Origin of the sequence: Micromonospora sp. NPDC048835, assembly GCF_040649995.1 — a bacterium.
Lineage (GTDB): Bacteria > Actinomycetota > Actinomycetes > Mycobacteriales > Micromonosporaceae > Micromonospora.
In genome coordinates this window covers 406,965-431,397 of record NZ_JBEZGM010000001.1, presented here as the reverse complement: position 1 = coordinate 431,397, position 24,433 = coordinate 406,965, and the positions used below count along the sequence as shown (strand labels likewise).

Sequence of the window (24,433 nt, the reverse complement as noted above, 5' to 3'; positions counted from 1 at the left end):
GGTCCGGGCACGGGCGGCCTTCAGTTGTTGTGTCCCGCGTTGCCGTCGGCACCGTCCACGGCGCCCGTCACGATGGCCCTGCCGTGCCGCCCGGCGCGGACCGCCGCGTCGGTGGCGGCCCCGGCGACGACGCCGGCCGCCCGGACCGCGCTGGCCCCCGTACTCGCACCGCTGCCCGACGCGCCCCGGTCACCCTGGTCGCCCTTCGGCCCGGGGGCCCCGCCGGCCCCCTGGCCACCGGTGGGGCCTCGTCCTCCCCCTCCGCCCTGGGAGGATCCTGCGCCGCGCGCACCGGACGGACCGCTCCCACCGTTGTAGGACATCGCGGAGCCGGCGACCTTCTTCGCCCCGGAGGCGACACCACCCACCACGGAGGACGCAGCGGCGCCGGATGGGTCGCTCGTGCCGAGGGCTGCCGTTGCCGGGACAATGATCTTGAGTAGGGCGGGCATCGCGATCGCGGACAGCAGCAGTACGCCGACACCGGCGATGCGCATATGGGCCAGACTGGTCCGGTTACCTTCGGAGATCATCGCGGCACCGGAGAACATGATCAGACCGACGGCGGGTTTGTAGATGAGCCAGGCGATCAGCCAGCCGAGGTGCTTACGCCACCACCCGGTACCCCAGTTCGTCATGGAGGCGGCAGCCGCCATCGGCAGCGTGCCGAGCAGCATGGTCACCACGCCCAGGCGGATGTAGAGCATGAGGACGTGCACGATCGCCGAGAGCAGCAGCAGGAAGGCGAGAAACAGCAGGAGAAATGCCTCCGTGGTGGTGCCCAGGTCGATGCACGGCACGCTCTTGACGAGATTCAGCGCCGCGCTCTGGTAGAGGTGGTCGGCATAGTCGTCGGAGAGCTTCACGACATTGGCGGCGACGTACGTGCCGGCGCCCGCGACCAGGATGACCCGGAGGAAGCCCTGGATCGCGACCTTGCCGGCCTCGCCCCGCCGGTCGAGCGCCATCTTGGCGGCGGCGAAGAGCACCGATCCGATGGCCAGGTAGGTGACGATCCATTCGACCTGGTCACTGATCTGCCCCGGGACGCCGGCGCTGTTCTCGCTGAAGCCGGGACCGAGGGTCGGCACCGACTCGCTCAGCTCCCCGAAGATCTTGATCGCCGCAGCCAGGATGATGTTCGCCACGATCCGCATGAGCGTCCCGATCGGGTCGCCGAGAAAGTCGAAGAAGCCCGTACCGCCGCTGTCGAGCGCGTCTCCGGGAGCGCAGTCCATGTCTCCCTCTCTCACTTCGTCCACATGGTGAAACCCGCGTTCGCCAGGACCGTCTCCGACGGCGTACGCACCTCACCGACCCGGGACGGCTGGACCTTCCAGTCGCCGGCATCCCACCGCAGGTCGACGTCGGTCGCGACGTGTTGCCCGGCCGTGGTCCTGACGAGCAACCGCACCAGCGCGGCCTCCGGCGAGTACGTCACCACGCGGAAGCCGACATAGCTGCCGTGCCCTCCACCGGTACCGGGCGTGGCGAAGCCGAGGCGTCCCGCCAGGACGTCCCGACCGGTTCCCGCCATCACCTGGTGGTCCACGGTGGCGCGCCAGCCGCGCTCGCCGAGTTGGGTCGGGACCACATGCGCGGCCAACACCGCGCCCATCGGGGTGTGCGTGAAACACCGCAGGAACTGCCCGTCGGCGTCTCTCGGGCCGCTGCTCGCGGAGATCGGTATCCGCTTCCCGCTCTCCAGCACCCGCCAGGTCAGATCCTCGGGAGGAACCGTCGATGTCGGTGCTGCCGGCACCCCGGACGCGCATGGGACCGGTGGCGTCGTCGCCTCGCCCTGTGTGGTGGACCCTGTCGACGCCCCGCCACGACCCGTCACGCCGATAGCCACGGCGAGCAGGGCCGAACCCACGATGAACGCGACCGAGAGGATCCACCCCTGCTGCCGCCAGAACGGCGGATCCTCGCCGGAGTGCCGCCTGCTGTTGCCGAACATGATGTCTCTCGTCCGCTGGCCGGTCGACCGTCAGAGGAAGAAGTCCGCGAGCGGGCCGGCGGCCGAGACCAGGATGCAGCCGCCGAGCACCATGCCCAGCCGGGACATGTGCTCCGAGCTCTCGCCCCGCTTCATCGAGATGGCCATCATGACCCCGGTGATCAGCACCCCGGCGGTACCGGCCGCGGTGCCGGCCCAGGCGATCAGACCGAGCAGCAGGTCCACGAGCTCCTTCAGCTTTCCCGGCGCGCCGGGTTTGGGGTCGAAGACACCCGCGACGGGCCCGGGGAGTTCCGGCACGCGGGTGGAGATGGAGGCGGCGAGGATGTACGGAAGGTCCGTCAGGTGCATGGGTGCATCTCCCTTGGGCGTGGGTCATCGAAGTGACCGCATGGGTAGGGCTTGATTCGGATGAACAGGAAAGAGGGGGTCAGAGTCCGAGGTCGCCGAACCAGGTCACCAGCGGTCCGGCACCGGAGCCGAGCAGGCAGGCGAACATGACGATGGTGAAGCTGCGGAAGTGTGCGCTCTCCTCACCCGGAGTGCCTCGATTGAGCTGAAGCATCATCAGGATGCCGACGATCATCAGTCCGGCGACGCTGGTGGCCGTGACCGCCCAGGCGAGCAGGTTGAGCAGGGGCTCCAGTCCGCCGCTTCCCAGCGGGTCGTACTGGGGCAGCGGCGCGAGCGACGGCATCGGCCCCCGTCCTGGCGCCGGCACGCCATGTGGCGCTCCGGCAACGTGGATCACCGCTTGCTCCCGGGCCGCTCGCGGCCGGCACCGACGACACCGGCCAGGCTGGACAGTTCCTTCGGCACCTGCCTGGGCGGGATCCCCAGTCGCCAGGAGGGCATCCACGGCACGCGGTGCACCGGAGCGATCGATCGCAGCACCCGGATCCGGCGCGCGAGCGGCAGGGGAAGCCGACCGGGCGCGTCCGCCACCAGCACCAGGCCGGTCAGCCGCATGTCGGGCGGGTGGCGGCCCTCGCGCAGCGCGTTCAGCGCCCGACCGGCGGCACCCATGCCCTCGGCGTTGGTGCGCGCCACCAGCAGCACCGTCGCCGGCTCCCCGAGCGCGGCGTCCGGCCAGCGACAGCCGAGATCGGTCCCGCCGAGCATCCGGGTGAGCGTGGTGGTCCCGGCACCGCCGTGCGCCGCGATCCACCCGACCCCCTGCTCGGAGAGGGCTCGCCGCGGGGCCGCGACGCCGCCGTAGGTCACCGCAGGACCGGCCGATCCCGGTGGTACGCGCGGTGCCGTACCGACCGCTGATGAGACGCCCATCCGAATCACCACCCCCTTCCTGTCCGCATCGCTGTCGACGTCCGAGGCCATCGGTCCGGCCGGCATTCCGGCCGCCGCCGTTGAACCACACGCTGCTGTGTCCCGTTGGACCGGCGACCCCGGACCGGATGACGGACGCCTCTACGGCGGTCCCCTGCCCCGGGTTCAAGGCGGGTTCGACATTTTTCGCGCACCAACGATCCCGAGGGAGTGGACATGAGCGGTTCGAGCAAGAACGACGGCGGTTCGCAGAAGAGCTACGCGGTTCTGGTCGGCGCGGCGATCACCGCGGCCACCACCTGTCTGATGAGCCCGATCGCCGCCGTCGTCGTCGCCGGGGCGGTGCTCATCATCGGCGGACTCGGCGTCCTGCTGTTCCCGCTGATCGTGCTGATCATCCTGTTCACCAACCCGGGCAGCAGCGACAGCGGCGACGCCTGGGACCGGGCCGACGAGTCGCTGGCCGCGTTCCAGGGCGACGGCAAGGGCACCCTGGATCGGACCCAGGTGCCGGTGCTCCTGGCGGACACGATCGAGGACGCGGGCACCCTCTGCACCTCGATCGGCCCGATCGTGATCGCGGCGCAGATCGAGGTGGAGTCGGATTGGGATGGCGCGAAGGTCGGCACGGACGGCGAGTTGGGCATCTCACAACTGCCACCCGCCGCCTTCGACCGGCACGGCAAGGACACCGACAAGAACGACAAGACGTCCGCCCTCGACCCGAAGGACTCGATCATGGCGCAGGGCCGGTACCTGTGCGCCCTGGCAGACGAGGCACAGGGGCTGATCGACAGTGGGGAGGCGATCGGCAGCGCTCTCGACCTGGCGCTTGTCGCGTACGACCAGGGCATGGTTGCCGTACGCGAGGCAGGTGGCATTCCGGCCACCGCCGAGGCCCAGGGTTATGTGGCGAAGGTTCGGGCCCGTTTCGGCCAGTACCAGGGCCTCGGCGGCCCACCGCCCTCCTTCCCGTCCGCCAGCCCCACCTGAGTCAGTGCGGGGGGTACGCCGTCAGAGTGTCGCCGGCCGCGGCACAGCTCGCGTGCGCAGGTGCGGCGGCAGGTGCGGCGGGTTCCGACGTTCAGCGCGGTTCAGCGCGGACGTCGGATCGGCGCGCAGGGACTCCAGGGCGGCGGCGGCGGCCTCCCGCATGTTGGCCCGTCTGATCACCTGCGGCGGACGGTGCCTCGACACGGTGTTCAGCTGGCCGTTCGACCAGAGCGCCCGCAGGGCCGGGCTCTGGTCGAGCAACTCCCCCAACCGCGTGCTCGAACGCCGGTACAGATCGCTTCGGGGGTCGATGCCGCCCAGGCCCCGCACCTCCCCCGGGTCGAGCGGACGTGGAATGCCCGGCACGGCCGTGGACGCCCGATCGGGTTGGTCCGGTCCGTCCTCCAGCTCCCTGATCCAGACCTTGACCTTCCTGGCGGCCCGCACGAGGAGGTCGAGGAATTCGTCGTGCCAATGAACGTTCCCCTCTCGCTCAGCGGGGCTCGGTGTGGTCGACGCCGCGGCCGGGCCGGCCACGGCCGGTTGCTCAGGCGTCTTCGGCTCCAGACGGGCCAGCCTGTCCCTGACGAACTCGATCGCCTCGATCTCGTAGCGGGACAGGTGCTGACCAGCTCTGATTCGGCCATCCACGATCATCTGCAGATCATTGCCCAGTGTCACGAGCGCCACGGTCTCGGCGCTGACGTCCATCAGGTGATCCGCCTCGGAATGGCGGGGCGGTGGCGACCACTGTGGGTCACGTCGCGGTGCGGGTGTTACCTCGGGCATGGTGGCACCTCCGGGCGAGCGTCGGATTCCGCTGTCCGGGGCACTACGGCTCACCCCGTACGCGGGTTCACCTCGTTCAGCGCGGAGAGCCGGCGCCCCGGATGATCGGGGCGGTGACGATCCCGGCACCGTCGCGGGTCCCGACGGTGATGAAGGCCAACTCGTCGACCGGCAACGACGTCTCGCCGGTCACCTCCTGCGGACCGCTGGAGGCCATCCAGTCCCGTACCGTGTGGGTGGCCCCGTCGCGGGTCACCGCGTAGAGCCGGTAGTGGATCCCCGGCCGTAGGCCGGTGACGGTGACCCGGATGGTGGAGCGGTCGCTGTCGTCGGTGTTGATCGAGACGGAGAGGCTCGCGCCGTAGCCGGGTGCCTCACCTGTGGCGGTGAGCACCGGTTGGTCGGGGCCGTCCAGCACGTTGACCATGATGGCCCCACCGGCGAGGGCCAGTCCGAGAACCACGGCGGCCGCGCCGCCCACGACCCGCCACCGACGAGCGCCCCGGCGATCGGTGGTCGGGCCACGATCCGGGCGCGCACCGCGCGCACGATCCCGACCGGGCCGCGCGTCGGTGGGTCGAACCGACCCGGCCGGACCACGACCTGGTCGATCACCTGAGCCGCGCGCCGGGTCGGGCACGACGGTGCCGCCGGCCGGGCCGTCGGCCCCCAGCGGCGCAGCGATCGCTGCGGGATCGACGGTCGCCACCGGGTCAGCCGCCGACACCGGCTCGGCAGGCTCGGCACCTGTCGTCGGGGCAGGGGCCTGCGGTGCGGCGGCCTCGGGCGGAAGCTCCCAGTCGACGTCGGCCAGACCCACCAGACCGCTCGTCGAGGCCCCGATCGCTGTCGCCTCGTTCAGGCAGTCCCAGCAACCGGCGAGGTGCTCCTCGAACGACACACGCTCGGCCTCGTCGAGGGCGCCGAGCAGGTAGAGAGCGAGCCTGGACTGCTCCTCCGTGGCGTGCTCACCGCCTGCACCCATCACGCTTCTCCTCAACGCGTCGACACCGCGCCCGATGGTGGGACCACCGGACGGCTTGCGGGCTGGTCAACGGGCCGAGGTCGGGACGGCCGGGCCGGGATCACGACGACTCCGTCGAGCCGATCGCCGCGTGCAGCGCGCGAACCGCATAGTACGTACGGGATTTTACCGTACCCTCGGGTATCCCAAGGCGCTCCGCCGCCTCCGCGATGGAAGCCCCCCGGTAGTACATCTCGATCAACACCTGCCGGTGTTCCGGACTGATCTGCTTCAACGCCACCTGCACCGTGTGGGCGCTGACCACGCGATCCATCACGTCCTCGGTCGAGGAGATCCGGTTGAGGTCCGGCAGGTTGACCTCCTGCGGACGCGCCTGTCGCGACCGGATCGCGTCGATGGCCACGTGCCGGGCGACCGTGTACAACCACGGGGCGATCCGCTGCGGGTCGGTGGCGAGCGTGTCCAGGTTCCGCCAGGTACGCAGGAACGTCTCCTGCACCAGATCCTCGGCCAACTCCCGCTGGCCGAGGACGAGCCGGGTGAGGAACCGCAGCAGCGGGGCCCGGTGCTGGTCGAAGATCTGCCGCATCAGAGCTTCGGCAGCGGAGGGGCCGTTGGCGGCGGAGTCCGCAGCCCACGGGCCGAGCGCTTCGTTGTGCACCGCCGACACCGACCGCCTCCCCTGACGTACGGGATGGACCCGTACGACCGCACCGCCGCCTCGCCCGCCGTCGGCCGGGCGCTCTCCGGGGAGGATAGCCGCACCAACCGCTCGTCATGTTTCGGCCAGCGGTTGATCGATGGTGGAGGGTCGGGCAAAGGTCCACAGTGGAGGAACCGATTCAGCGTGCGAAGCGCAACCACCTGACGTTCAGATACTCCAGCGGCTGGCCGCTGGCGAAGGTGAGGTACACGTCGTGCCGGCCAGTCACCGGTGCCATGTTTCCCGGGATGGTCAACCACTGCTGCCACCCGCCGGTGTTGGCCACCGCGATCGTCCCGATCGGCGGACTCGTCTCGCTGCCCAGGCGCACCTGGACCAGCCCGGAGAGACCCAGCCCGGCGCCTGAGGCGACCCGGACGACGAACTGCGTCATCGGCTGGTCACCGAACTCGACTCCCTGGTAGGCGACCCAGTCGCCGTTGGCGACGGCGCAGACGTTCTCGCCGCCCTCACCGCACGGCTCCCGCCGTACGCCGTACCCACGATCGAAGCCGGCGGCGGCGATCTCCTGATCGGCGACGCGGGTCGGGCCGACGACGGCCGCCGTCGCCACCGCACCCGTCGCCACCGCCGCCGGCACCGCGGGCGGGGGCTGCGCGATCGGGTACGACGCCTCACCCCCGGCGAAGGGCGTGAGGGTGATCGTCACCTCCCGTGGCGCCGAGTCCTGGATGTACGAGGCGTCCCCGACGATGTCGTCGTAGGGGAAGCCGTACACCCGGCCGTTCGCGGAGTGGTTGTGCAGAATTCGGGAGTAGTGGTTGGTGATCGGGTGCTGGTAGAAGGCCGCCCGGTCGTCGACGGGCTGGTACGGCCGGTCCAGCACCGACCTGTTGAACCCGGCAGCCAGGGCCGCGGCCACCTTGCCGCTGGCGTCGTTGGGCCTGCTGAACGTGCCGTTGCACATGAGCACGTCCATCGTGGTGGGCCGGTCGAAGGGGGTGATTCCACCGTCGAAGTGCAGCCTCCCGTCATCGCGCACCCGGCCCGTGAACGCACCGAACTCGTTGGAGACGCGCAGGTCGGTGCCGCGGTACCGGTCCCAGATCTGGGTGATGTAGCCGTCGAGGTAGGTGGGCGAGAAGCGACCGGCGATGATGCCGTGCCCAGGTGCGATGACGCGAAGCCCGTCACCGATGATGAGGCGCTCGAAGCCAGGTTGCCGGGCCACCTCGGCGAAGATCGCGTCCCGGCCGCCGTCGGTGAGCTTCCCGGCGGTGTGCTCACCCGCGCCGACCAGCCGGGTCGAGATCGGGATGCTGAACATGTCCACCATGGTGGTGTTGCAGTGCATCCCGTTCGGGTTGTAGGTGAATTCCCAGAAGTCCCACAACACTGCGAAGTTCGGATCGCCGTCCACGGCTCCCGCCGGCTCCTGCAACATGGGCCGACCACCGCCGTCCACCACCTTGAACCGCAGCCGCCCGTTGATCGAGAAGTAGACCCGGCCACCGTCGAGCATCGGTAGGACGAACGACGTCGCCCCGGAGCCGGCGAGGGGGATGGCGAGGTCCAGGAAGCCGTCCGGGCCGTTGTCGGCGAACGAGGCCGGGGTGAACGTCCCCGGGCTTCGGACGTAGCCCATCTCCCTGGTTTCCGGGTGGTAGCCGGTGATGTACATGTGGATCGAGTCGTTCGGGTAGCGGCCGGTACTGTTCACCACGGTCAGTGGCAGTCCGCCCTCGGCCCTGGCCCGTGCCAGCAGCGGTGTCGCCACCAGCGGCACCCCGACCACCGCAGCCCCGAGCCCCATTCCGAGCATCTTTCGTCTGGTCAGCAAAGGACCCACCTCCATCGATCGGCATGCTGGGCGGCGCGGCGCATCGAGGCGCCGAACCGTCGGAGACAGCCACGTCCACGGTGCGGACCCCCCTCCGGTTCAATGACCGGCGAGACAGAATTTGTTGGATTCGTGGTCGTGTGGTGAACATAAGCGGCAGCTGATCCGTCACGAGAGTGATGCCGCCACGCCGAAAGGGATGGCCCGTGACAACCGATCCCCGCACCATCCGGCTCTGGTTCAGCCGGGCGCCGCGCCGACTCGTGGCTGCCGCCGCCGCTGGCCTGGCCGTCGTCTTCGCGGCCGTCGCCGCGATCAGCTGGGGCGTCGCCTCGGCCCGCGACCAGATGATCGGCGAGGCGGTCTCCAACGACCAGTTGGCGGTCATCGTGGCAGCGGCCCGATCCTGCCCCATGCTCACGCCGGCCCGGCTCGCCGGCCAGCTCATGGCCGAGTCGAAGTTGTCCCCGAGAGCGACGGACACCGCCTCCGGCGGTAGCGGCGTCGCCGGCCTCGACAACGAGGACTGGAAGCTCTGGAAGCCGTGGCCGAACGCGGAACGCTCGGACAGCGCCGCGAACATCGTGGCGCTGGCCCACCAGGTCTGCGACTACAGCGGAAAGCTGCGGCTCGCCAAGGTCTCCGGTGACCCGTGGCGGCTGTCGGTGGCCGCCTTCCACAGCAACCTGGAATCGGTCACCACGTCCGGTGGGGTGCCTCCGGACGCCGTCGACTACGTCGACGAGGTCAGCGGCTACGCCGCGTACTACGGCAAGCGGTCCCAGTTCGGCGGGCCGGGCGGCACCGCGCCGACCGGGCCGGCGACCGACGCCAAGGGCGTCCCGGCCGAGTACGTCGACCTGGTCGTCCGGGCCGGTACGGTCTGCCAGGGGGTCACTCCCCCGGCTGTCGCGGCACAGCTGATGGCGCTCTCCGGGTTCGACCCGAACCTGCTCGGGCCCCTCGGCCAGCGGGGAATCGCCCAGTTCCTCCCCGAGGTGTGGCAGACGTACGGCCCCAGCGACGCCTCGGCCTGGGATCCTGCTGTCGCGATCCCCGCCGTCGGCACCGCGATGTGCGCGATGACCGGGGAGCTGTCTCTGCTTGAGGGTGACCCCTACCTGCTCGCGCTCGACGCCTACCGCAGCGGGCCGACAGCGGTCCGACAGAGCGGGGGCGTCCCGGACGCCGGCACGAAGGCGTTCCTGAAGTCGGTGAAGACGCTCACCGAATTCTACGCACTCGACGGACGGCTCGCGGTCGGCACGACCACACCCCCGCCCCCGCCCGCGCCGCCCGCGCCGCCGACGGCCACGCCGGTCATCCCGACGCCGGCCGGGCCGGGCACGCCGACGCCGGCGGCCGGTGACCCGCCGCCCCCGCCGACGCCGTCCGAGCCACCCGTCCGCCCCGCCGGCACCAGGCAGCTCTACCACCCGTTGAGCAAGCTCTGCGTCAGCACCAACGGAACGGACGTGGGGACGCGGATGACCCTGCGGACGTGCGACGACGACGACCCGACCCAGTGGTGGGCGGTCCTGGCCGACGGGACGTTCCGGGCCGCCGGACTCTGCATGGACCTCGCCGAGGGCCCCACCCAGGACGGCACCGCCGTCTACACCGCCGCCTGCGACGGAAGCCCGACCCAGGTGTGGCGGATGAACAACATGGGTGGCGTGCTCAACCTGCACAGCCGCAAGGCGCTGGACGCGAACGTGAACGTGCCGAACAAGCCGCTGCTCGTCTGGACCTTCGTGCAGAACCGCGAGCAGATCTGGGCCTGGCGGTAGCGCCGACGCGGGTACGCGGACTGTCCGGGTACCCGCGTCGGAACGTCAGGAGGAGCGCGGCAGACCGCTACCCGCCGCTCGCGCGACGGCGCATGCGCGTCGCGAAGACGACACCACCGGCGGCGACCAGCCCGAGGCCGAGCAGGACAACGAGTGCCGTACCACCGCCGCCGCCCTCGGCACTCTGGGCGTCTGCCACCTGCCGCTCGTCGAGCTGCCGAGCCACAGCGGCAGCCGGGTTGATCATTCCTGCGCCGTAGCGGTCGGCCGCCTTCCCCTCCTGCATCGCGTCGGCAGTGCTCCGGATGCGCTCCTCCACCTGCACGGCGGTCAAGTCCGGGTAGGCAGCCCGGACGAGCGCCGCCTGCCCGGCCACGAATGCCACCGCGTACTGGGTTCCGGTGTTGCTCAGCACGCCGGTGTCACCGGTCCCGAGAGTCGCCACGTCGATGCCCGGAGCGACGACCTCGACAGTCCCCGGCTGGTACTCCTCGGCGAACTGCCCGTCGGCACCGACACCGCCGGCCAGGAGCAGGGCCCCTGTCGCGGACCGTTCTCCGCCCGCCGGGACCGTGACGGGTTTCGTCGGCGCCCCCACCACGACGACAACGTCGTGGTTCAAGGCCGTGGTGATCGAGGCCACCACCGTGGAGTCGCCCAGGTCGACGTGGGAGCCCAACGCGACGACCGAGGCACCCGCGCTGACCGCCACCTCGATGGCGTTCGCCGCGTCCATGGCCCGCCCGCGCGGGGAGTCTCCGACCATCCGGATGGGCAGGATCGTGGCGTCCGGCGCGATGCCGGCCGGGGTGTTGTCGCCGCCGGCGCTGGCGGCGATGATGCCGGCCATCGCGGTGCCGGTACCGAGGCAGTCGGTGTCACCGCGCCCGTTCCCGACCGTGACGTCCGCGCCGACCGCGACCCGGCCACTGAGCTGCGGCAGTTTGCCGTCGACTCCGGAGTCGAGGACCGCGACCATGACACCGTTGCCCCGGCTCAGGTCCCAGGCCCCATCGGCGGCCATCCGCAGCTGGGCCCAGTTGGACCGGCGACTCGACCCGGCGGTGGTGGTGCAGCCGGCCGGCGTGCCGCTGCCGCTCGGTGGCCCGGCCGACGACGTGCTGGGGCCCGGCTTCGGGGAGAGCGAGCCGGTGGACTCGGGCTTCGGGGCGGGCCGGGTCGGCCTCGGGGCGGGCGCGAGCTGACCGTACTGCACGCCCTCTCCCGCGGCGTCCCACGGCAGCACGAGGCGCCAACCAGGGTTGAGCTTGGCCGGGTCGGTCAGGCCCGCCCCGTCCGCCTGGACCCGCCCTGCGTTCAGGTTGTAGATCTCCGCGGAGCGTGCCCCAGCGCCGAGGAAGCGGTTCGCGATCTCGGTGAGGTTCTCCGGCTGGCCCTGATGCTCCGCCGCGACCACGTAGTACTTGACATACGCCTGCGGGTCCGGGGTCGGCGCCCGGCCCGCCGACGTCCCCGCCGCCGCCACGATCACACAGCAGGCCATCGCCAGGACCGCGATCAGGCGAGCAAGAGTTGGGCGCTTCGCCAGCACTGGTGCCTCCTTCAGTCGCCGCGGCCGACCGGCCCGGCTGTCACCATCTATTGCGGATCAGCGCGCGGTTCGTTCAAATCAATCTGAACCTGAGTTCCATCACCTTCGTGGTGTGGGCAGAACTGGTGTGGGCGGACCGAGGGTACCGAGGCCGCAAGGTGCCGTGGACTGCCGGTCGACTGCCGCGCACCCTTGTGTACGAACATGTGGCCAATGGACGGTGGTGAGCGGGTGGACCCGGTGCCGATGACGATCGACGGAGGCGTTGACGAGCTCCCGGCCACCAGCCGGTTCGACCCCCGCAGGCACCTACGGATTCCCGGCCTGTTCGACCTCTGGCTGGAGCCCGGGCCGCGGGGCGGGCTGGTGGTGCCAACGGAACCCAGCATCACCCTCAACGCGCGGAGCATCGCCGACCTGGTCCGACGTTCCGGGGAATCGGCGGACGACGTCCGGATCCTGACCGGTGACGGCGCCCGCAACGGCGACCTTTTCAGCGAGGTCGCCGGGATGCTCGGGCACGACGTGCTGGTCAGCCCGGACGGGGCCGAGATTCGACACCGGCACCTGAGCCGGGGGAAAGCGGAGGTCGGGCCGTTGCACGCGATCCCGCTGGACCGGGTCACCCGGCGTCCGAAGGACTGGATGGTGATCCAGCCGCCGGACCTCGCCACCGCCCTGCCCGGCTGGTTCGCGGTGGACCGGGGCGTGGTTCGTCCCCGGATCGGCGTGGTCGGTCTCCCGCTGCCGGCCGGGCTCGCCCTCGCCACCCGGGCCGACTTCGTGACCCGTCGCGCCACCGCACACCGGCTCACCGCCACCTCGGACGGGCTGGTCACCGTCGCGGTGACAGCGCGGGCGACGGGATTCCTCGTCGGGGACTACGGCGGAACGCAGCAGGTGCACGGTGGCGAACAGCTCGCCGCGCTCCTCGGCAACCTCCCCCTCTACGGCAGCGACCTGCGGCTGTGGATGACCTGGCCCTCCGATCCACAGGCGCAGCGCGGCCTCGCCGAGCAGACACAGGAGTTCGCCGAGCGGACCGGCGCCACGGTCTGGACTCCACCACCCGGCGGCAGCGCCGAATTGATAGACGGCGATCGCGACCTGCGCGCGCTCGACCCCGCGGGTAGCCCTGTCGAGTGGCAGGCGCACCGTCCCACGTCCGCCGCCGGCCCGCTGGCGATGCGCGCCACGCCGGACGGTCTCCTCGTGCCAGCGTCGGCCCGCCCCAGCATCACGGTGTCCCCACGACTCGCGAAACCTCTCATCGCATCGCCGCACCTCGACACGCCAGGCACGGCGCAGGGGCCGGTCACGGTGCCGGCCACGACTCTCCCACGCCCCGAGCTGATCACCGAGGGTCGCCGAACGCAGGGGTACGGCCCGGCATGGTTGCCACCCGGGCAGCAGGTGAACGCCGAGGAGTTCGAGGCCTTCGTCGTCTGCCCGGTAGACCCCGCCCGCGCGGTCGCCGATGGGGTGCCGAGCGCGGAGCTGTTCCTGATCGCCCTCCTGGACCCCGGTTCGGTGCCGGACGACAGCTACCTGCTCCGGGTACGCGTCGCGCCCGGGGGCGCGATCCCGATGGCGACGCTCCGCTCGCACATCCCCGCGCGTCTCCAGCATCTGCGGGGAGTCAACGACGCCTATCTGCTACCGGCGGCGCGACTCGACCGGGTGTCCCCGCTCGGTGGCTTCCGCACGTACCAGTTCGGTCGGCTCCTCCCGACGGCCGAGTGCGGGCACGGCGTGCTGCGCATCCACTGTTCGTCGCGGGCCCGGACAATCGCAGGACTGCCCAACGATGTCCGCCGCTGGCCCAAGGTGGGCAGTCGTCGGGCGTACGTCCTCGTGCCGGCGTCGGGCGGCCGTCTTCCGCGCGGCTGGCTGCGTCTCTACCGGAAGGCGCCGCCGGCCCGGCCCGGCCGGCTCCTGTTGGAGGTCCGGGTGCCCCGCGGCCGCACGATCAACGTCACATCGACCGCCGGGATGCTCGCTCCGCTCGACCGGGTGCACAGCCAGGCGGAACGGCTCCGCGCCGCTGGGGTGGAGCTGATCGTGGGCAGCCGCTCGTACGAACGTGTCCAGGTCCGCCGCGCGTTCGTCGTTCAGGACAACGCCTGGCGACGGCTGCCGGGGACGGAGGCCGGGCCCCTTCCCGCCGTACTGACCCGGGTTCAGCCTCTGGTCCCCACCTGAACCGACCACCGGCTGCCGGGAACCGGGCCTATCACCACCGGCACGCAGCGTCCGCCGGTCGCGGCGGCGAGCCCTCGTACGCCGTCCGCCGTGTCTGCCGGCAGACCGGCAACGAAGATCACGCACGGATCCGGCAACTGCTCGTCGGCGGCCGGCGGCTCCGGCAGGACGGTCAGTGTCTGGTAACCGTCCAGGTCCACGGTGCCGAGCGCGTCACCGACCACAGCGACTCCGACCCCGCCGGAGTGGAGTCGCCGGGCCAGCGCCGCGGCCAGCCGCTGACAGTCGTCGAGGGTTCCGACCAGGGTGAGGACGTCGGGGGTCTGACCGAGGTCGACATGGAGCCGCCACGGGCCCCGGCTGCCCAGCACCAACGGCACGATCGCCGGGGGTGCCGGCTCGGTCTCGGCGAGCCAGGCGTACGCGGCCGTCTCCCGCCGGCTCGCCATCCCGACCAGTTGGACGTACACCGGGCCCTGCGCACTGAGCAGGTCCGTCCGCAGGTACGGCACTTCGCCCGAGGCCGGTGACGTCGGCCTGGACTCCGGCGGACCCGACGGCATCGGCGGCGAGGACGGCGGGCCGGTCGGCGGCGCGGGCGGCGGCGCGGTCGGGGGCGCGGGCGGGGGCGCGGGCGGGGGCGCGGGCGGGGGCGCGTCCGCAGCGGTCTCGGCGGGGATCGGGGTGTGGTGCCGCTCCGGTGGCCACTGGCCGGTGTCGTCCAGAGCGACGGCGCGGACGCCGTACCTTCCCCGGCGCACCATCAGCACCGCGAAGACGGCGAACACCGCCGCGAGCAGGCCAGCGCCACCCCTGATCAGGGTGGACGTCAACTGATCGGTGTCGGATGCGCCGGACCCCGAGGGACGCCGGGCCGCCATCGTGACCGCCACCGTCGGTGACTGGGCAACGGTCCTCGACGTCGTAACGCTGGGCACGGCTGACGTGGCACTCGGCTTGGGCACGGCAGCGCTTCTGCGTGGCAGTGGGGACTTCACCGCGGTCGGTGGCAGGGCCCCGGTCCGTACCCTGGAGCCCTTGGCATCGCGCGGCAGCACGAGGAGCCAACCGGGTCGCAACTCAACGCCGTCGGTGAAGGTGCCACCGTCGGGCTGCTTTCTACCGACGTTGAGTTGGGTGATCTCCCGAAACCTGTTGCCGTTGCCGAGGGTGCGCAGGGCGACGTCGTAGAGGTACTCCCGCTGGCCGTTGACCGGCGGCCCGACCACGTAGTACCTGCCTGTCTCGTCAGGCACCGCGGCCGCGGGCAACGCCGGGGCGAACAGCACGAACCCGACCGTCAGCAGCATCAACGCCAGTGCTCGCCGCATCAACACCGCCGCCCTCCACGTCCTCGCATCATCGCCACCCCTCCGCCTCGGCCCCCTTCTACGGAGCGGCATCCGGGAGGTTCAACCGGAGAGCGGATTCGGGCCAGCATTCACCATTGCGAAGAGTCTGCGCGTGCACGGCCCCCGATCACACGGTCAGCGACTGCGTGACAGGTATCCGCACCGTGAAGGTCGACCCGATGCCGAGGGTGCTCTCGACCGAGATCGTTCCGGCGTGCGCCTCGGTGAGCTTGCGGGCGATCGCCAGGCCCAGCCCGCTGCCGCCGGTGCTTCTGGTGCGCGAGCTGTCCGCACGCCAGAACCGGTCGAATATCCTGGGCAGGTCGTCGGGTGCGATGCCGACGCCGGTGTCGGCGACCTCCACGGTGAGCTGGCCCCTGACGACCTGGGAGGCGATGGTGACGGTTCCGCCGACGGGAGTGTGGCGGACGGCGTTGGACACCAGGTTGCCGACGAGTTGGCGCAGCCGCACCGGATCGGCGACCACCTCCGGGTCGCCCCGCGTCTCGACGACCAGCCGCACGCCTGCGGCTTCGGCGGATCCGCGGTGTGCGTCGGCAACCTGCGCGAGGGCGTCGTTCAGGTAGACCGGCTCGAGGTGCATGCGCAGGGTGTCCGCGTCCGCGGACGCCAGGTCACGCAGGTCGTCGATGATGTGTTGCAGCTGCGCGGTCTCGTCGAGGAGCAGGGCGAGGAGGTGCGGGTCGGCGGGGGCGAGGCCGTCCTGCGCGGCCTCCAGCCAACTACGCAGGTTCGTCAGCGGGGTGCGTAGCTCGTGTGCGACGTCGCTGACCATCGCTCGTCGTTGCTGTTCGGTGCGCTCCCGACGCTGCGCCAGGTCGTTGAGCGCGGCGGCGAGGTAGCCGATCTCGTCGTTGGTGGCGACCGGCACACGAGCCTGGTCCTGAACCGGTCGGCGGGCCGCCTCGGTGAGTGTGCGCAGTGGGCGGACCAGGCGGGCCCCGACCAGGATCGTGACCAGGATCGCCAGCAGCAGGACAGCGCCGGTGACCGTGGCGATGCGGATGATGTTGGGCCGGGACAGGTTGAATGTCGGCTCTGTCGTGCCGTCGCCGGGATCGGTCACGAACAGCAGCGCCGGCGGGGCGACGTACGGTTGAAGCTGGGTCTGCCGCGACTTGAGCACGCAGGCGTTGACCTGCCGGGCGCGGGTGACGTTGCCGGGCTTACCGTCCTCACCGAACGACGTGGTGAAGTCCGGCCAGATCGCCAGCTTCGCCTGTAGGGCGTCGGCGCCCAGGCAGGCCAGAGTCATCTCCTCGAGTTTGGAGAACGCCGCACTCTCGGTCACCGTCCGCTCGTCGAGTTTTCCGCCGGCGTCGCAGGACAGCGGTGTTCGCCGCGGGTCGCCGTCGGGCCATCGGACCATCGGCCGCCCCGTCGCCGTCTCCACCACCTCGGCGGCCATCCCTTCCCTCTTCAGGCAGGAGACCTGCTGGTCTGCCGCGGCGCGTAACTCCTGTCGCTCCGCGTCGGTCAGCAGGTACGGCCCGACGACGCGCGGGTCGATGTGCTGTGTGCCACCGGCCAGCTTCAGGTCCAGGCGCAACGGGTCGACCGTCGCCGAGGGCCGCGCCGAGCCCAGCGACGGTCCGTCGGCGGAGTCGGCGAGGACCTGCCGGTCCTCGGTGGTGAGGGTGATCCGGCGGCCGAGTCGGCGAGCACGCTCGTCGACGACAGGACCCACGTCGGACCAGTCGGTGTGTGTCGCCGCGTAGCCGAGCAGCAGGTCGTACACGCTGGTGTCGTCGGACAGCGACCGGCCCTGTTCCTGCCGGACCGCCCGGGTGGTCGACTGCACGACGAGCCAGGCGGTGGTCACGGTGGCGCTGACCGCCACCAGGATCGAGGTGGCCAGCAGCCGGACGATCAAGCTACGCCGCAGCGGCACGCGGTCGCCGCGCATCAGCCCAGGCCGCTGGTCAGCTTGTAACCGATGCCGTAGACGGTCAGCAGTTGGGCCGGACGCCGTGGATCCGCCTCGATCTTTCGGCGCAGATTCATCACGTGCACGTCGATGGTCCGCTCGGTCGAGTCGCGGTCCAGGCCGCTTGTGTGTTCGAGGAGCTGACCACGGGTGAAGACCCGGTCGGGTTGCTCGGCCATGGTGGCGAGGATGGCGAACTCGCCGGGTGTGCAGTCGACCCGCACCCCACCGGCGGTCACCTCGTGGCGCTGCGGGTCGATGCCGAGGCGGCCCAGCCGGCGTACCGCCGTGGGGTTCTGGGCGCGCTGCGCGCGGCGCAGCAGGGTCCGGACCCGGGCGGTCAGCTCGCGGGGACTGTAGGGCTTGGTCAGGTAGTCGTCGGCGCCGAGTTCTAGCCCGAGAATGAGGTCGTCCTCGCTGGAGCGGGCCGTCAGCATCAGCATCGGCACCTCGGATTCGCCGCGCAGGATGCGACACACGTCGAGGCCGTCGAGTCGAGGCATCATGACGTCCAGCACCACCAGTTCCGGTTGCCGGGCACGGGCCTGGTAGAGCGCGGTGCGACCGTCGTGCACCACCACCGTGTGGTGCCCGTCGGCCTGTAGATACCGGCGCAGCACCTCGGCCTGCCGTTCGTCGTCCTCCGCGACCAGCACGTACGCGCACATGCCGCCGACTATAGGGCGGTGGTGGTGCGGATCTCGCCGCCCGAATCGTGGCCGTGGCCTAACAGGTTCCTCATAGTGCGCGGCCATCATCGCCGCCATGTCGAAGACAGTTCGGGCGTTGCTGGCCGGCCTCGTCGCGCTCGCCGGGCTGACCGCTGCGGTGGTGGCGTGGGTGGGCCGGCCAGCAGTGACATCGGCGGCGACCGGCCAACCGGTTGCCGTCGACACCACACCTGTCGTCAGAACGGACCTGTCCAGCACCGAGATGGTGCCCGGCAGCCTCGGCTTCGGCACCGCCCGTCCGCTCAAGGGCACCCAGGGCGGCGTCGTGACGTGGCTGCCGGCGCCGGGGTCGACGATCACGCGTGGTAAGCAGCTCTACCGCGTGAACGACCGCGCGGTGCCGCTGTTCTACGGCGCGGTGCCCCTGTTCCGGACGCTCGGTGAGGTCAACACCGTCGGCCGTGATGTCCGCACGGTGGCCGCCAACCTCCAGGCGCTGGGTTACCCGATCGGTGCGCAACCACGTACCGGTGCCACGGTTGTGGTCACCGACCCGGAACCTCCACCGACCGCCGTACCGGTTCCCGAGCCTCCGTCGTCGCCGTCGACCGCGCCGGGTGCCACGGCTACCCGGCGCCCGCAGACCAGACGCGTCGTCGTCCGTGCCGGCGAGGATGTGCTGACCACCGCCATGATCAGGGCGGTTCGGCGCTGGCAACAGGACAGCGGACTGCCGGTCACCGGCCGCATCGATGTCGGCGACGTCCTGGTGCAGCCCGGGGCGGTCCGGGTCGACTCGCTCGCGGCGCAGGTCGGTGACCCTGCCCAGGCACCGCTGATGTCGGTCACCCCGACCGAGAAGGTGGTCACCGTACCGGTGGAGGCGGCCCGAGCGGCCACGATCGACAAGGGCGATGTGGTCACTGTCGTGCTACCGCAGGGCACCACCGCCGGCAAGGTGACCACCGTCGGCACCGCGCTGCAGGTCGCGGATGGCGCCTCGGAGGGGGCGCCGCCGAAGCTGACGGTCGCGGTCACGGTCGACGATCCGAGGACGGTCGCAGACCTGGACTCGGCGGACGTGCAGGTCGGCTTCGTGGGCGAGACCCGTCAGGGCGTGCTGGCAGTGCCGGTCGGCGCCCTTGTCGCGCTCAGTGAGGGAGGGTACGCCGTCCAGGTCGCGGGCGGCGGTCTGGTCGCGGTCGAGACGGGCATGTTCGCCATGGGTCTGGTCGAAGTCACCGGCGGCGGCCTCACCGAGGGGACGGCAGTGGTGACGACCTCATGACGGTGCTCGCCGTACGGCACGCAAGCATGGTCTACCCCGGTCAGGTGACCGCGCTCGACGACGTCAGCCTGGAGATCGAGGCTGGCGAGCTGCTGGCCATCGTCGGGCCGTCCGGTTCCGGCAAGTCGACGCTGTTGAACATCATGGGCACGCTGGACCGGCCGACAAACGGGACGGTCGAGATAGCCGGTATGGATGTCTCGCGTCTCTGCGACCGGCGGCTGTCCGCGCTGCGCGCCCGCATGGTGGGTTTCGTCTTCCAGCAGTTCCACCTCACCGACGGGCTCAGCGCCGCGGAGAACGTCGCCACCGGCCTGCTCTACGCCGGCGTGCCGCGCCGCCGCCGACGCCCACTCGCCCTGCAGGCGCTCGCCCGGGTCGGCCTCGCACACCGGGTCGGCCACCTGCCTCACCAACTGTCCGGCGGCGAACGCCAGCGGGTGGCGATCGCCCGCGCCCTGGTCAACGAGCCGGCACTGGTCCTCGCGGACGAGCCGACCGGGGCCCTGGACAGCCACAACGGTCACGCCGTGCTGAACCTGCTGCACCGTCTGCACGAGGAGGGCACCACCATCGCGATCATCACCCACGACCGGGACATCGCGGACGGGTTACCCCGCACGATCGAGATCCGCGACGGCCGTCTCGTCAGCGACACGGCCTTGAGAGAACGCCCATGACGCGCGAGGACACAGTCCGTCTGACGCCCCTGGACCTGCTCGGGCTGGGCCTGCTCGGTTTGCGTACCCGAAAGACGCGGGCGGCACTGTCGGCCCTGGGCATCTCCATCGGTATCGCCACGATGATCGTCGTCACCGCCATCCCCGCCTCCAGCCAGGCGGCCCTGATGCGGGAACTCTCCGCCCTGGGCACGAACACCCTGCAGGCCGTGGGAACGCCGAATCAGGACCCGCCGGTGCTGCTGCCGAAGGAGTCGGTGGGCATGGTGGCCCGGATCGGCCCGGTCACCCGGGTGAGCGCGGTCGCCAACACCCACACACTGGTACGCCGCTCCGACCGCACCGATCCGCAGGATGGCTCCGGGCTGACCGTCCTCGCCGCCCGCCTCGACCTCCTACCCGCCATCAACGCCCGGGTCCACATCGGGCACTGGCTGACCGCGACCACCGAGCGGTTCCCGACCGTCGTGCTCGGCTCGGTGGCGGCCACCCGGCTCGGCATCGGCGATGTGCCCCGCAGTGGGCCGGGTCCGCAGGTACTGATCGGCCGAACCTGGTTCACCGTGATCGGCATCCTCGCCGCCACCCCGCTGCTGCCCGACATCGACAGGTCGGTGCTGGTCGGCTGGAGCGCCGCCGGGGAACACCTGAACTTCGACGGTCACCCCACCGTCCTCTACGTCCAGTCCTGGGAGGCGTCGGTGGAGGCGGTACGGGCCGTCCTGCCGCAAACGATCTACCCCGAGCAACCCGGACAGGTGCAGGTCAGTCGCCCGTCAGACGCGCTCGCTGCGAAAAGGGCCACCGAGAACGCCTTTTCGGCGCTGTTCCTCGGCCTGGCCGCGGTGGCACTACTGGTTGGTGGGATCGGCGTGGCCAACACCATGGTCGTCTCGGTACTGGAACGGCGCTCGGAGATCGGCCTACGTCGGGCACTGGGGGCAACCCGCAGCCAGATCCGCGGCCAGTTCCTCACCGAATCGGTGGCACTGGCCACCCTGGGCGGCATCGTCGGCACCGCCCTGGGCGTGCTCGCCGCCGCCGGCTATGCCGCGTACCACGGGTGGCCGGTGGTCGTCCCACTGACCTCGACGGTGGCCGGCCTCGCCGGCGCGGTCCTGGTGGGCGTCCTCGCCGGTGTGTACCCGTCGATGCGCGCCGCCCGGCTGACCCCGACCGAGGCGCTGGCCACCGCGTGACCAGCGCCTCGACACCACTATCTACCCGCAGCGACCGAACGCTGGCAGTCGTCCAGCAGGTCGCCCGTCATCGAGATGGAACCGGCGTCGTTGCCCGAGCCGCCCGCGACGACACCGACCCCGTCCGCAGCGGCCGCGACGTCCTTGACCCCCTTGCCCTTCAGGCACTTCACCACCTCGCGGGTGAAGTCTCTGGCTTCCGGGTTCGCCGGGTCCAGCTCCCACGGTGGCAACGGCCAGTAGCTCGTGCAGGCTTCCTGCGCCTCGCGCTGCTTCTTCGGGACGTCCGGACCGCTCGCGAATCCCGACATCTCCTTCTCGTTGGTGACGCCCTGGGCCTTCATGCACGTCCGGTACGGCTGAAGGAGCGCCTGATAGTCCGCTTCGGTGTCATCGAGGCGCTGCCGGGGGCGTTCCTTGGCAGCCGCCGACGGGGACGCGGCCGCGGAGGTCGAGGGCTCGACGCGGGTCGCCACCTGAGGCGGTGGCGCCTCGGTCTTCCCGTCCGAGCAACCAACCAGGCCGATCACCGCGACAGCCGCCATCGATCCAAGCCGGGCAGATCTCACCGTCACTGTTTCTCCTTGCTGAGCGTGGGCGTGCAGCAAGGATCACGAAGAGTTGTCAGGAAGCTGTGAGGAAGACCGGCCAGCGCGGAACCGGCCGGCGGAGTTACCGCGGTCGGTCAGTCGTGGCGTCGGGGTGCGGGTGGGTGACCACTGTTCGGGTCGTGTTGTCGAAGGGAGCCCTCGCTCTCGTCGGCGAGTCGTCGTAGCAGCCACTCGGTTGCGGCGTGCACCTCGGTGGCGGCGCCGAGCGGGGTCTCGACCGGCGGGCTGGTCCGGGCGTCGATCTGGTGGACGCCGCAACCGATCGGGTCGGAGTCACAGCTGAGGGAGATCGTCGTGTGCACCTGCCATGGTGGTCCGGGGCGGTGGTAGGGCGCGCTGCCCGCCGGGGCACACAGCACGTCGACCCAGATGTCATCCGCTCCCCCTTCGCCCACAAGTATCGTGACCGAGAACTCCGGTTCCGGCCCGAGCCGTTGATAGTGGAGGCGGTTCAGGGTGACGCCCCAGAGTTGGGCGTCGGGTCGTGCGCCCAGCCGCTGCCCAACCCGGAACAGGGTCTCGTCGGCGGATCGCAGAAGCTGTCGAACGGCGTCGCGTTCCCCCCGGTCCGCCAGGGCGGGGAACAGCCAACCGGGTTCGCCCAGCGGCAGCGGGATGTTCCGAGAGGTCACGACTCAGTCTGTGGTGCCGAACCATGCCGCGTCCACCTGCTACTCGCCAGCAGGGCCTGCCGAGCCGGGCGATCTCAGTTCGCCGGGATGCCGCCGCGGTGCGCCAGCAGGCCCGCCTGGGTGCGGTTGTCGCAGCCGAGCTTCTCCAACAGTCGGGAGACGTACCCCTTGACCGTCGCCTCGGAGAGGCGCAGTTGTCGGGCGATCTGCTGGTTGGAGCGGCCGGCGCCGAGACAACCGAGGACCTCGACCTCCCGGGCGGTGAGCGTGGCCACCAGTTCGCGGACCCGTTCGCCGTCGTGCCGGCTCGCCACCAGCCGCTGGGTCGCGGTCGGGGACAGCACCGTGTGCCCGGCGGCGGCGGCCCGTGCCAGGGTGACGAGATCCTCCGGCGCCGTCGACTTGAGCAGGAAACCGACGGCACCCGCCCGCATCGCCCGCAGCACGTACTCGTCGAGGTCGAAGGTGGTCAGTGCGACGATCCTCGGCGGCGCCGAGGACCGGGTGAGGTGCTCGATGGCGGTGAGCCCGTCGACGCCCGGCATCCGCAGGTCCATCAGGACCAGGTCGGGCCGGTGCCGGGTCACCGCCTCCACGGCCTCCGCCCCGTCGTACGCCTCCCCGACGACCTCGACGTCCGGGGCTGCTTCGAGGATCGTCCGCAGGTAGGCGCAGACCATCCGTTCGTCGTCGACGAGCAGGATCCGGATCATCGCGGCACGGCCGTCGGCACGTACCCGGGCAGGGTGGCCCGCACCGCGAAACCGCCCTCCGGGGTGGCCGACGCGGCCAGGGTGCCGCCCAGCACGTCGACCCGACTCCGCAGGCCGGCCAGGCCGGAGCCCCCACCCGCGGCGGCGAGGTCCGGGTCGGGGGCGCGCTCGGGCCGGCCGTTGGTCACCGTCGCGTGAACCAGATCCGGCTGGTAGCGGATCGACACGGTCACCTGCGAGCCCGGCGCGTGCTTGTGCACGTTCGTCAGCGATTCCTGCACCACCCGGAAGAGCGTGCGCCGCATGGCCGGTGCCAGCGCCGACGGGTCTCCCTCCTCGTCGAGGCGGACCGGCAGACCGACCGCGCGCGAGTCGGTCACGAGATCGTGCAGGTCGCCCTCCGCGGCCGGGTCCTGCGCTGCGACGCGGGTCGTCGGTGGGTCGCCGTGCCGCAGCACGCCGACCAGGTCGCGCAGCTCGGCCAGCGCCTGGCAGCCCGTCGTCCGCAGTTCCTCGGCGGCGCTGCGAACGGCGGGATCCGTGGTGCTGGTGCCGAGCGCCCCGGCGTGCAGCACCATGAGGTTGATCCGGTGGGTCACCACGTCGTGCATCTCGCCGGCGATCCGGAGCCGCTCGTCGCTACGGGCCTGCTCGGCAAGGAGCAGCCGCTCCTGCTCGGCGCGTTCGGCGCGGTCGATCAGCTCCGCGACGAGCCGGCGGCGGGCGCTCACGTAGAGGCCGAGCAGGGCCGAGATGGCCAGCACTCCGGGCCCGCTGAACGGGTCGTCGACCGTCCAGAGCCGCGCGCCGAGCAGCCAGCACACCGCGAGCGTCGCGATCACCATCCAGGACCGCCGACGGTCGCGACCGTAGACGATCACCGCGTACGGCGCGAGGAAGACCGCCGACGCCGGCACCAGCAGGCTGACGCCGGCGATGACCAGGGCCATGGGGTACGGCCGGCGCCGGCGCAGCAGCAGGGTGGCCGCCGCGCCGACCTGCACCGCCGCGTAGAACCAGACGGGGGCCGGGAGATGCCTCGACCCGGCGCTCGGGAAGGCGACCTCACGGGCCACGCCGGCCGCCGCCGCGACGACGACGATCAGCACGTCGACGGCGAGTGGCGGCACCCTCCGGCGGTCCACCGCGCTCATGCGTTGCAGGTTAGTCGGGCTGGCCCGCATCGGCGCGGCGAGCGGCGAGAGTAGCGACGAAGGGACCGGGGGCCGCGACGAAGGTAGGTCACGGAGGCGACCTCCGGGTCTGCCCCGACCGGG

Annotated in this window: 23 protein-coding genes; 6 read left to right on the top strand and 17 right to left on the bottom strand. The window is 71.3% G+C overall.

Annotation, left to right across the window (positions count from 1 at the left end):
* Window positions 1–20: 20 nt before the first annotated feature.
* The 5 genes from AB0C15_RS01815 to AB0C15_RS01795 all read right to left on the bottom strand — a co-directional run bounded on the left by AB0C15_RS01815 (window position 21) and on the right by AB0C15_RS01795 (window position 3,247).
* Window positions 21–1,253 (bottom strand): hypothetical protein, encoded by a 1,233-nt coding sequence (locus AB0C15_RS01815; protein WP_357347630.1) that lies wholly within the window; start codon window positions 1,251–1,253, stop codon window positions 21–23.
* The gene (locus AB0C15_RS01810) at window positions 1,250–1,960 is read right to left on the bottom strand and encodes a hypothetical protein (protein WP_357347628.1); all 711 of its coding nucleotides are present in this window, start codon (window positions 1,958–1,960) and stop codon (window positions 1,250–1,252) included. The genes AB0C15_RS01815 and AB0C15_RS01810 overlap by 4 nt, the downstream gene beginning before the upstream one ends.
* Window positions 1,961–1,990: 30 nt before the next feature.
* Window positions 1,991–2,311, bottom strand: a complete 321-nt coding sequence (locus AB0C15_RS01805) for a hypothetical protein (RefSeq protein ID WP_357347626.1) — start codon at window positions 2,309–2,311, stop codon at window positions 1,991–1,993.
* A 79-nt stretch (window positions 2,312–2,390) separates the two neighbouring features.
* Complete coding sequence (locus AB0C15_RS01800) at window positions 2,391–2,657, bottom strand: hypothetical protein (protein ID WP_357347624.1); 267 nt, start codon at window positions 2,655–2,657, stop codon at window positions 2,391–2,393.
* A gap of 50 nt (window positions 2,658–2,707) precedes the next feature.
* Window positions 2,708–3,247, bottom strand: coding sequence for a DUF6668 family protein (locus AB0C15_RS01795; protein WP_357347622.1), 540 nt, complete (start codon window positions 3,245–3,247; stop codon window positions 2,708–2,710).
* Window positions 3,248–3,463: 216 nt separating this feature from the next.
* Here AB0C15_RS01795 and AB0C15_RS01790 point away from each other — a divergent pair, with 216 nt between their 5' ends.
* Complete coding sequence (locus AB0C15_RS01790; protein WP_357347620.1) at window positions 3,464–4,240, top strand: lytic transglycosylase domain-containing protein; 777 nt, start codon at window positions 3,464–3,466, stop codon at window positions 4,238–4,240.
* Window positions 4,241–4,261: 21 nt separating this feature from the next.
* Here the strand turns inward: AB0C15_RS01790 and AB0C15_RS01785 are convergent, their stop codons facing one another.
* The 4 genes from AB0C15_RS01785 to AB0C15_RS01770 all read right to left on the bottom strand — a co-directional run bounded on the left by AB0C15_RS01785 (window position 4,262) and on the right by AB0C15_RS01770 (window position 8,518).
* On the bottom strand, window positions 4,262–4,951 hold the full coding sequence (locus AB0C15_RS01785; RefSeq protein ID WP_357347618.1) for a hypothetical protein: 690 nt from the start codon (window positions 4,949–4,951) through the stop codon (window positions 4,262–4,264).
* A gap of 154 nt (window positions 4,952–5,105) precedes the next feature.
* Window positions 5,106–6,014, bottom strand: coding sequence for a zf-HC2 domain-containing protein (locus tag AB0C15_RS01780; protein WP_357347616.1), 909 nt, complete (start codon window positions 6,012–6,014; stop codon window positions 5,106–5,108).
* Window positions 6,015–6,114: 100 nt separating this feature from the next.
* Complete coding sequence (locus AB0C15_RS01775) at window positions 6,115–6,684, bottom strand: sigma-70 family RNA polymerase sigma factor (protein ID WP_357347614.1); 570 nt, start codon at window positions 6,682–6,684, stop codon at window positions 6,115–6,117.
* A 172-nt stretch (window positions 6,685–6,856) separates the two neighbouring features.
* A complete protein-coding gene (locus AB0C15_RS01770; RefSeq protein ID WP_357347612.1) occupies window positions 6,857–8,518 on the bottom strand; it encodes a beta-1,3-glucanase family protein in 1,662 nt (553 codons plus the stop codon).
* 206 nt (window positions 8,519–8,724) lie between these two features.
* On the opposite strand from AB0C15_RS01770, the gene AB0C15_RS01765 reads away from it, so the two are divergent.
* Window positions 8,725–10,308: a ricin-type beta-trefoil lectin domain protein gene (locus AB0C15_RS01765; protein WP_357347610.1), complete on the top strand. Its 1,584-nt coding sequence runs from the start codon at window positions 8,725–8,727 to the stop codon at window positions 10,306–10,308.
* Window positions 10,309–10,375: 67 nt separating this feature from the next.
* On the opposite strand, the gene AB0C15_RS01760 is transcribed toward AB0C15_RS01765, so the two are convergent.
* The gene (locus AB0C15_RS01760) at window positions 10,376–11,860 is read right to left on the bottom strand and encodes a S8 family serine peptidase (protein WP_357347608.1); all 1,485 of its coding nucleotides are present in this window, start codon (window positions 11,858–11,860) and stop codon (window positions 10,376–10,378) included.
* Window positions 11,861–12,073: 213 nt separating this feature from the next.
* Here AB0C15_RS01760 and AB0C15_RS01755 point away from each other — a divergent pair, with 213 nt between their 5' ends.
* Entirely contained in the window at window positions 12,074–14,062 is a 1,989-nt protein-coding gene (locus AB0C15_RS01755; protein WP_357347606.1) for a hypothetical protein, read from the top strand.
* Here the strand turns inward: AB0C15_RS01755 and AB0C15_RS01750 are convergent.
* The 3 genes from AB0C15_RS01750 to AB0C15_RS01740 form a co-directional block, all read right to left on the bottom strand.
* Window positions 14,041–15,399, bottom strand: a complete 1,359-nt coding sequence (locus AB0C15_RS01750) for a hypothetical protein (protein ID WP_357347604.1) — start codon at window positions 15,397–15,399, stop codon at window positions 14,041–14,043. The genes AB0C15_RS01755 and AB0C15_RS01750 overlap by 22 nt on opposite strands.
* A 142-nt stretch (window positions 15,400–15,541) precedes the next feature.
* The gene (locus AB0C15_RS01745) at window positions 15,542–17,341 is read right to left on the bottom strand and encodes a HAMP domain-containing sensor histidine kinase (protein WP_357347602.1); all 1,800 of its coding nucleotides are present in this window, start codon (window positions 17,339–17,341) and stop codon (window positions 15,542–15,544) included.
* Entirely contained in the window at window positions 17,341–18,030 is a 690-nt protein-coding gene (locus tag AB0C15_RS01740) for a response regulator transcription factor (RefSeq protein ID WP_357347600.1), read from the bottom strand. The genes AB0C15_RS01745 and AB0C15_RS01740 overlap by 1 nt, the downstream gene beginning before the upstream one ends.
* 97 nt (window positions 18,031–18,127) lie before the next feature.
* Here AB0C15_RS01740 and AB0C15_RS01735 point away from each other — a divergent pair, with 97 nt between their 5' ends.
* The 3 genes from AB0C15_RS01735 to AB0C15_RS01725 are packed head-to-tail and all read left to right on the top strand — an operon-like array spanning window position 18,128 to window position 21,200.
* Complete coding sequence (locus tag AB0C15_RS01735; protein WP_357347598.1) at window positions 18,128–19,321, top strand: efflux RND transporter periplasmic adaptor subunit; 1,194 nt, start codon at window positions 18,128–18,130, stop codon at window positions 19,319–19,321.
* On the top strand, window positions 19,318–20,001 hold the full coding sequence (locus AB0C15_RS01730) for an ABC transporter ATP-binding protein (RefSeq protein WP_357347596.1): 684 nt from the start codon (window positions 19,318–19,320) through the stop codon (window positions 19,999–20,001). The genes AB0C15_RS01735 and AB0C15_RS01730 overlap by 4 nt, the downstream gene beginning before the upstream one ends.
* Window positions 19,998–21,200 (top strand): ABC transporter permease, encoded by a 1,203-nt coding sequence (locus AB0C15_RS01725; protein ID WP_357347594.1) that lies wholly within the window; start codon window positions 19,998–20,000, stop codon window positions 21,198–21,200. Before AB0C15_RS01730 ends, AB0C15_RS01725 begins: the two co-directional genes overlap by 4 nt.
* Before the next feature lie 17 nt (window positions 21,201–21,217).
* Here AB0C15_RS01725 and AB0C15_RS01720 read toward each other — a convergent pair whose 3' ends face one another.
* From AB0C15_RS01720 to AB0C15_RS01705, 4 genes are all read right to left on the bottom strand, one after another.
* A complete protein-coding gene (locus AB0C15_RS01720) occupies window positions 21,218–21,745 on the bottom strand; it encodes a hypothetical protein (protein WP_357347592.1) in 528 nt (175 codons plus the stop codon).
* 140 nt (window positions 21,746–21,885) lie between these two features.
* Window positions 21,886–22,443 carry a hypothetical protein gene (locus AB0C15_RS01715; RefSeq protein ID WP_357347590.1) on the bottom strand — a complete coding sequence of 186 codons (558 nt, stop codon included), beginning with the start codon at window positions 22,441–22,443 and terminating at the stop codon, window positions 21,886–21,888.
* 74 nt (window positions 22,444–22,517) lie between these two features.
* Window positions 22,518–23,156 carry a response regulator transcription factor gene (locus AB0C15_RS01710; RefSeq protein ID WP_357347588.1) on the bottom strand — a complete coding sequence of 213 codons (639 nt, stop codon included), beginning with the start codon at window positions 23,154–23,156 and terminating at the stop codon, window positions 22,518–22,520.
* Entirely contained in the window at window positions 23,153–24,310 is a 1,158-nt protein-coding gene (locus AB0C15_RS01705; RefSeq protein ID WP_357347586.1) for a histidine kinase, read from the bottom strand. Before AB0C15_RS01705 ends, AB0C15_RS01710 begins: the two co-directional genes overlap by 4 nt.
* Between the last annotated feature and the right edge of the window lie 123 nt (window positions 24,311–24,433).

Bases quoted from the DNA above. Each gene is read 5' to 3' on its own strand.
- AB0C15_RS01810 (WP_357347628.1), bottom strand. From the start codon at position 1,960: ATGTTCGGCAACAGCAGGCGGCACTCCGGCGAGGATCCGCCGTTCTGG.
- AB0C15_RS01805 (WP_357347626.1), bottom strand. From the start codon at position 2,311: ATGCACCTGACGGACCTTCCGTACATCCTCGCCGCCTCCATCTCCACC.
- AB0C15_RS01800 (WP_357347624.1), bottom strand. From the start codon at position 2,657: ATGCCGTCGCTCGCGCCGCTGCCCCAGTACGACCCGCTGGGAAGCGGC.
- AB0C15_RS01795 (WP_357347622.1), bottom strand. From the start codon at position 3,247: ATGGGCGTCTCATCAGCGGTCGGTACGGCACCGCGCGTACCACCGGGA.
- AB0C15_RS01790 (WP_357347620.1), top strand. From the start codon at position 3,464: ATGAGCGGTTCGAGCAAGAACGACGGCGGTTCGCAGAAGAGCTACGCG.
- AB0C15_RS01785 (WP_357347618.1), bottom strand. From the start codon at position 4,951: ATGGACGTCAGCGCCGAGACCGTGGCGCTCGTGACACTGGGCAATGAT.
- AB0C15_RS01780 (WP_357347616.1), bottom strand. From the start codon at position 6,014: ATGGGTGCAGGCGGTGAGCACGCCACGGAGGAGCAGTCCAGGCTCGCT.
- AB0C15_RS01755 (WP_357347606.1), top strand. From the start codon at position 12,074: ATGGACGGTGGTGAGCGGGTGGACCCGGTGCCGATGACGATCGACGGA.
- AB0C15_RS01745 (WP_357347602.1), bottom strand. From the start codon at position 17,341: ATGCGCGGCGACCGCGTGCCGCTGCGGCGTAGCTTGATCGTCCGGCTG.
- AB0C15_RS01740 (WP_357347600.1), bottom strand. From the start codon at position 18,030: ATGTGCGCGTACGTGCTGGTCGCGGAGGACGACGAACGGCAGGCCGAG.
- AB0C15_RS01735 (WP_357347598.1), top strand. From the start codon at position 18,128: ATGTCGAAGACAGTTCGGGCGTTGCTGGCCGGCCTCGTCGCGCTCGCC.
- AB0C15_RS01730 (WP_357347596.1), top strand. From the start codon at position 19,318: ATGACGGTGCTCGCCGTACGGCACGCAAGCATGGTCTACCCCGGTCAG.
- AB0C15_RS01725 (WP_357347594.1), top strand. From the start codon at position 19,998: ATGACGCGCGAGGACACAGTCCGTCTGACGCCCCTGGACCTGCTCGGG.
- AB0C15_RS01720 (WP_357347592.1), bottom strand. From the start codon at position 21,745: ATGGCGGCTGTCGCGGTGATCGGCCTGGTTGGTTGCTCGGACGGGAAG.
- AB0C15_RS01710 (WP_357347588.1), bottom strand. From the start codon at position 23,156: ATGATCCGGATCCTGCTCGTCGACGACGAACGGATGGTCTGCGCCTAC.
- AB0C15_RS01705 (WP_357347586.1), bottom strand. From the start codon at position 24,310: ATGAGCGCGGTGGACCGCCGGAGGGTGCCGCCACTCGCCGTCGACGTG.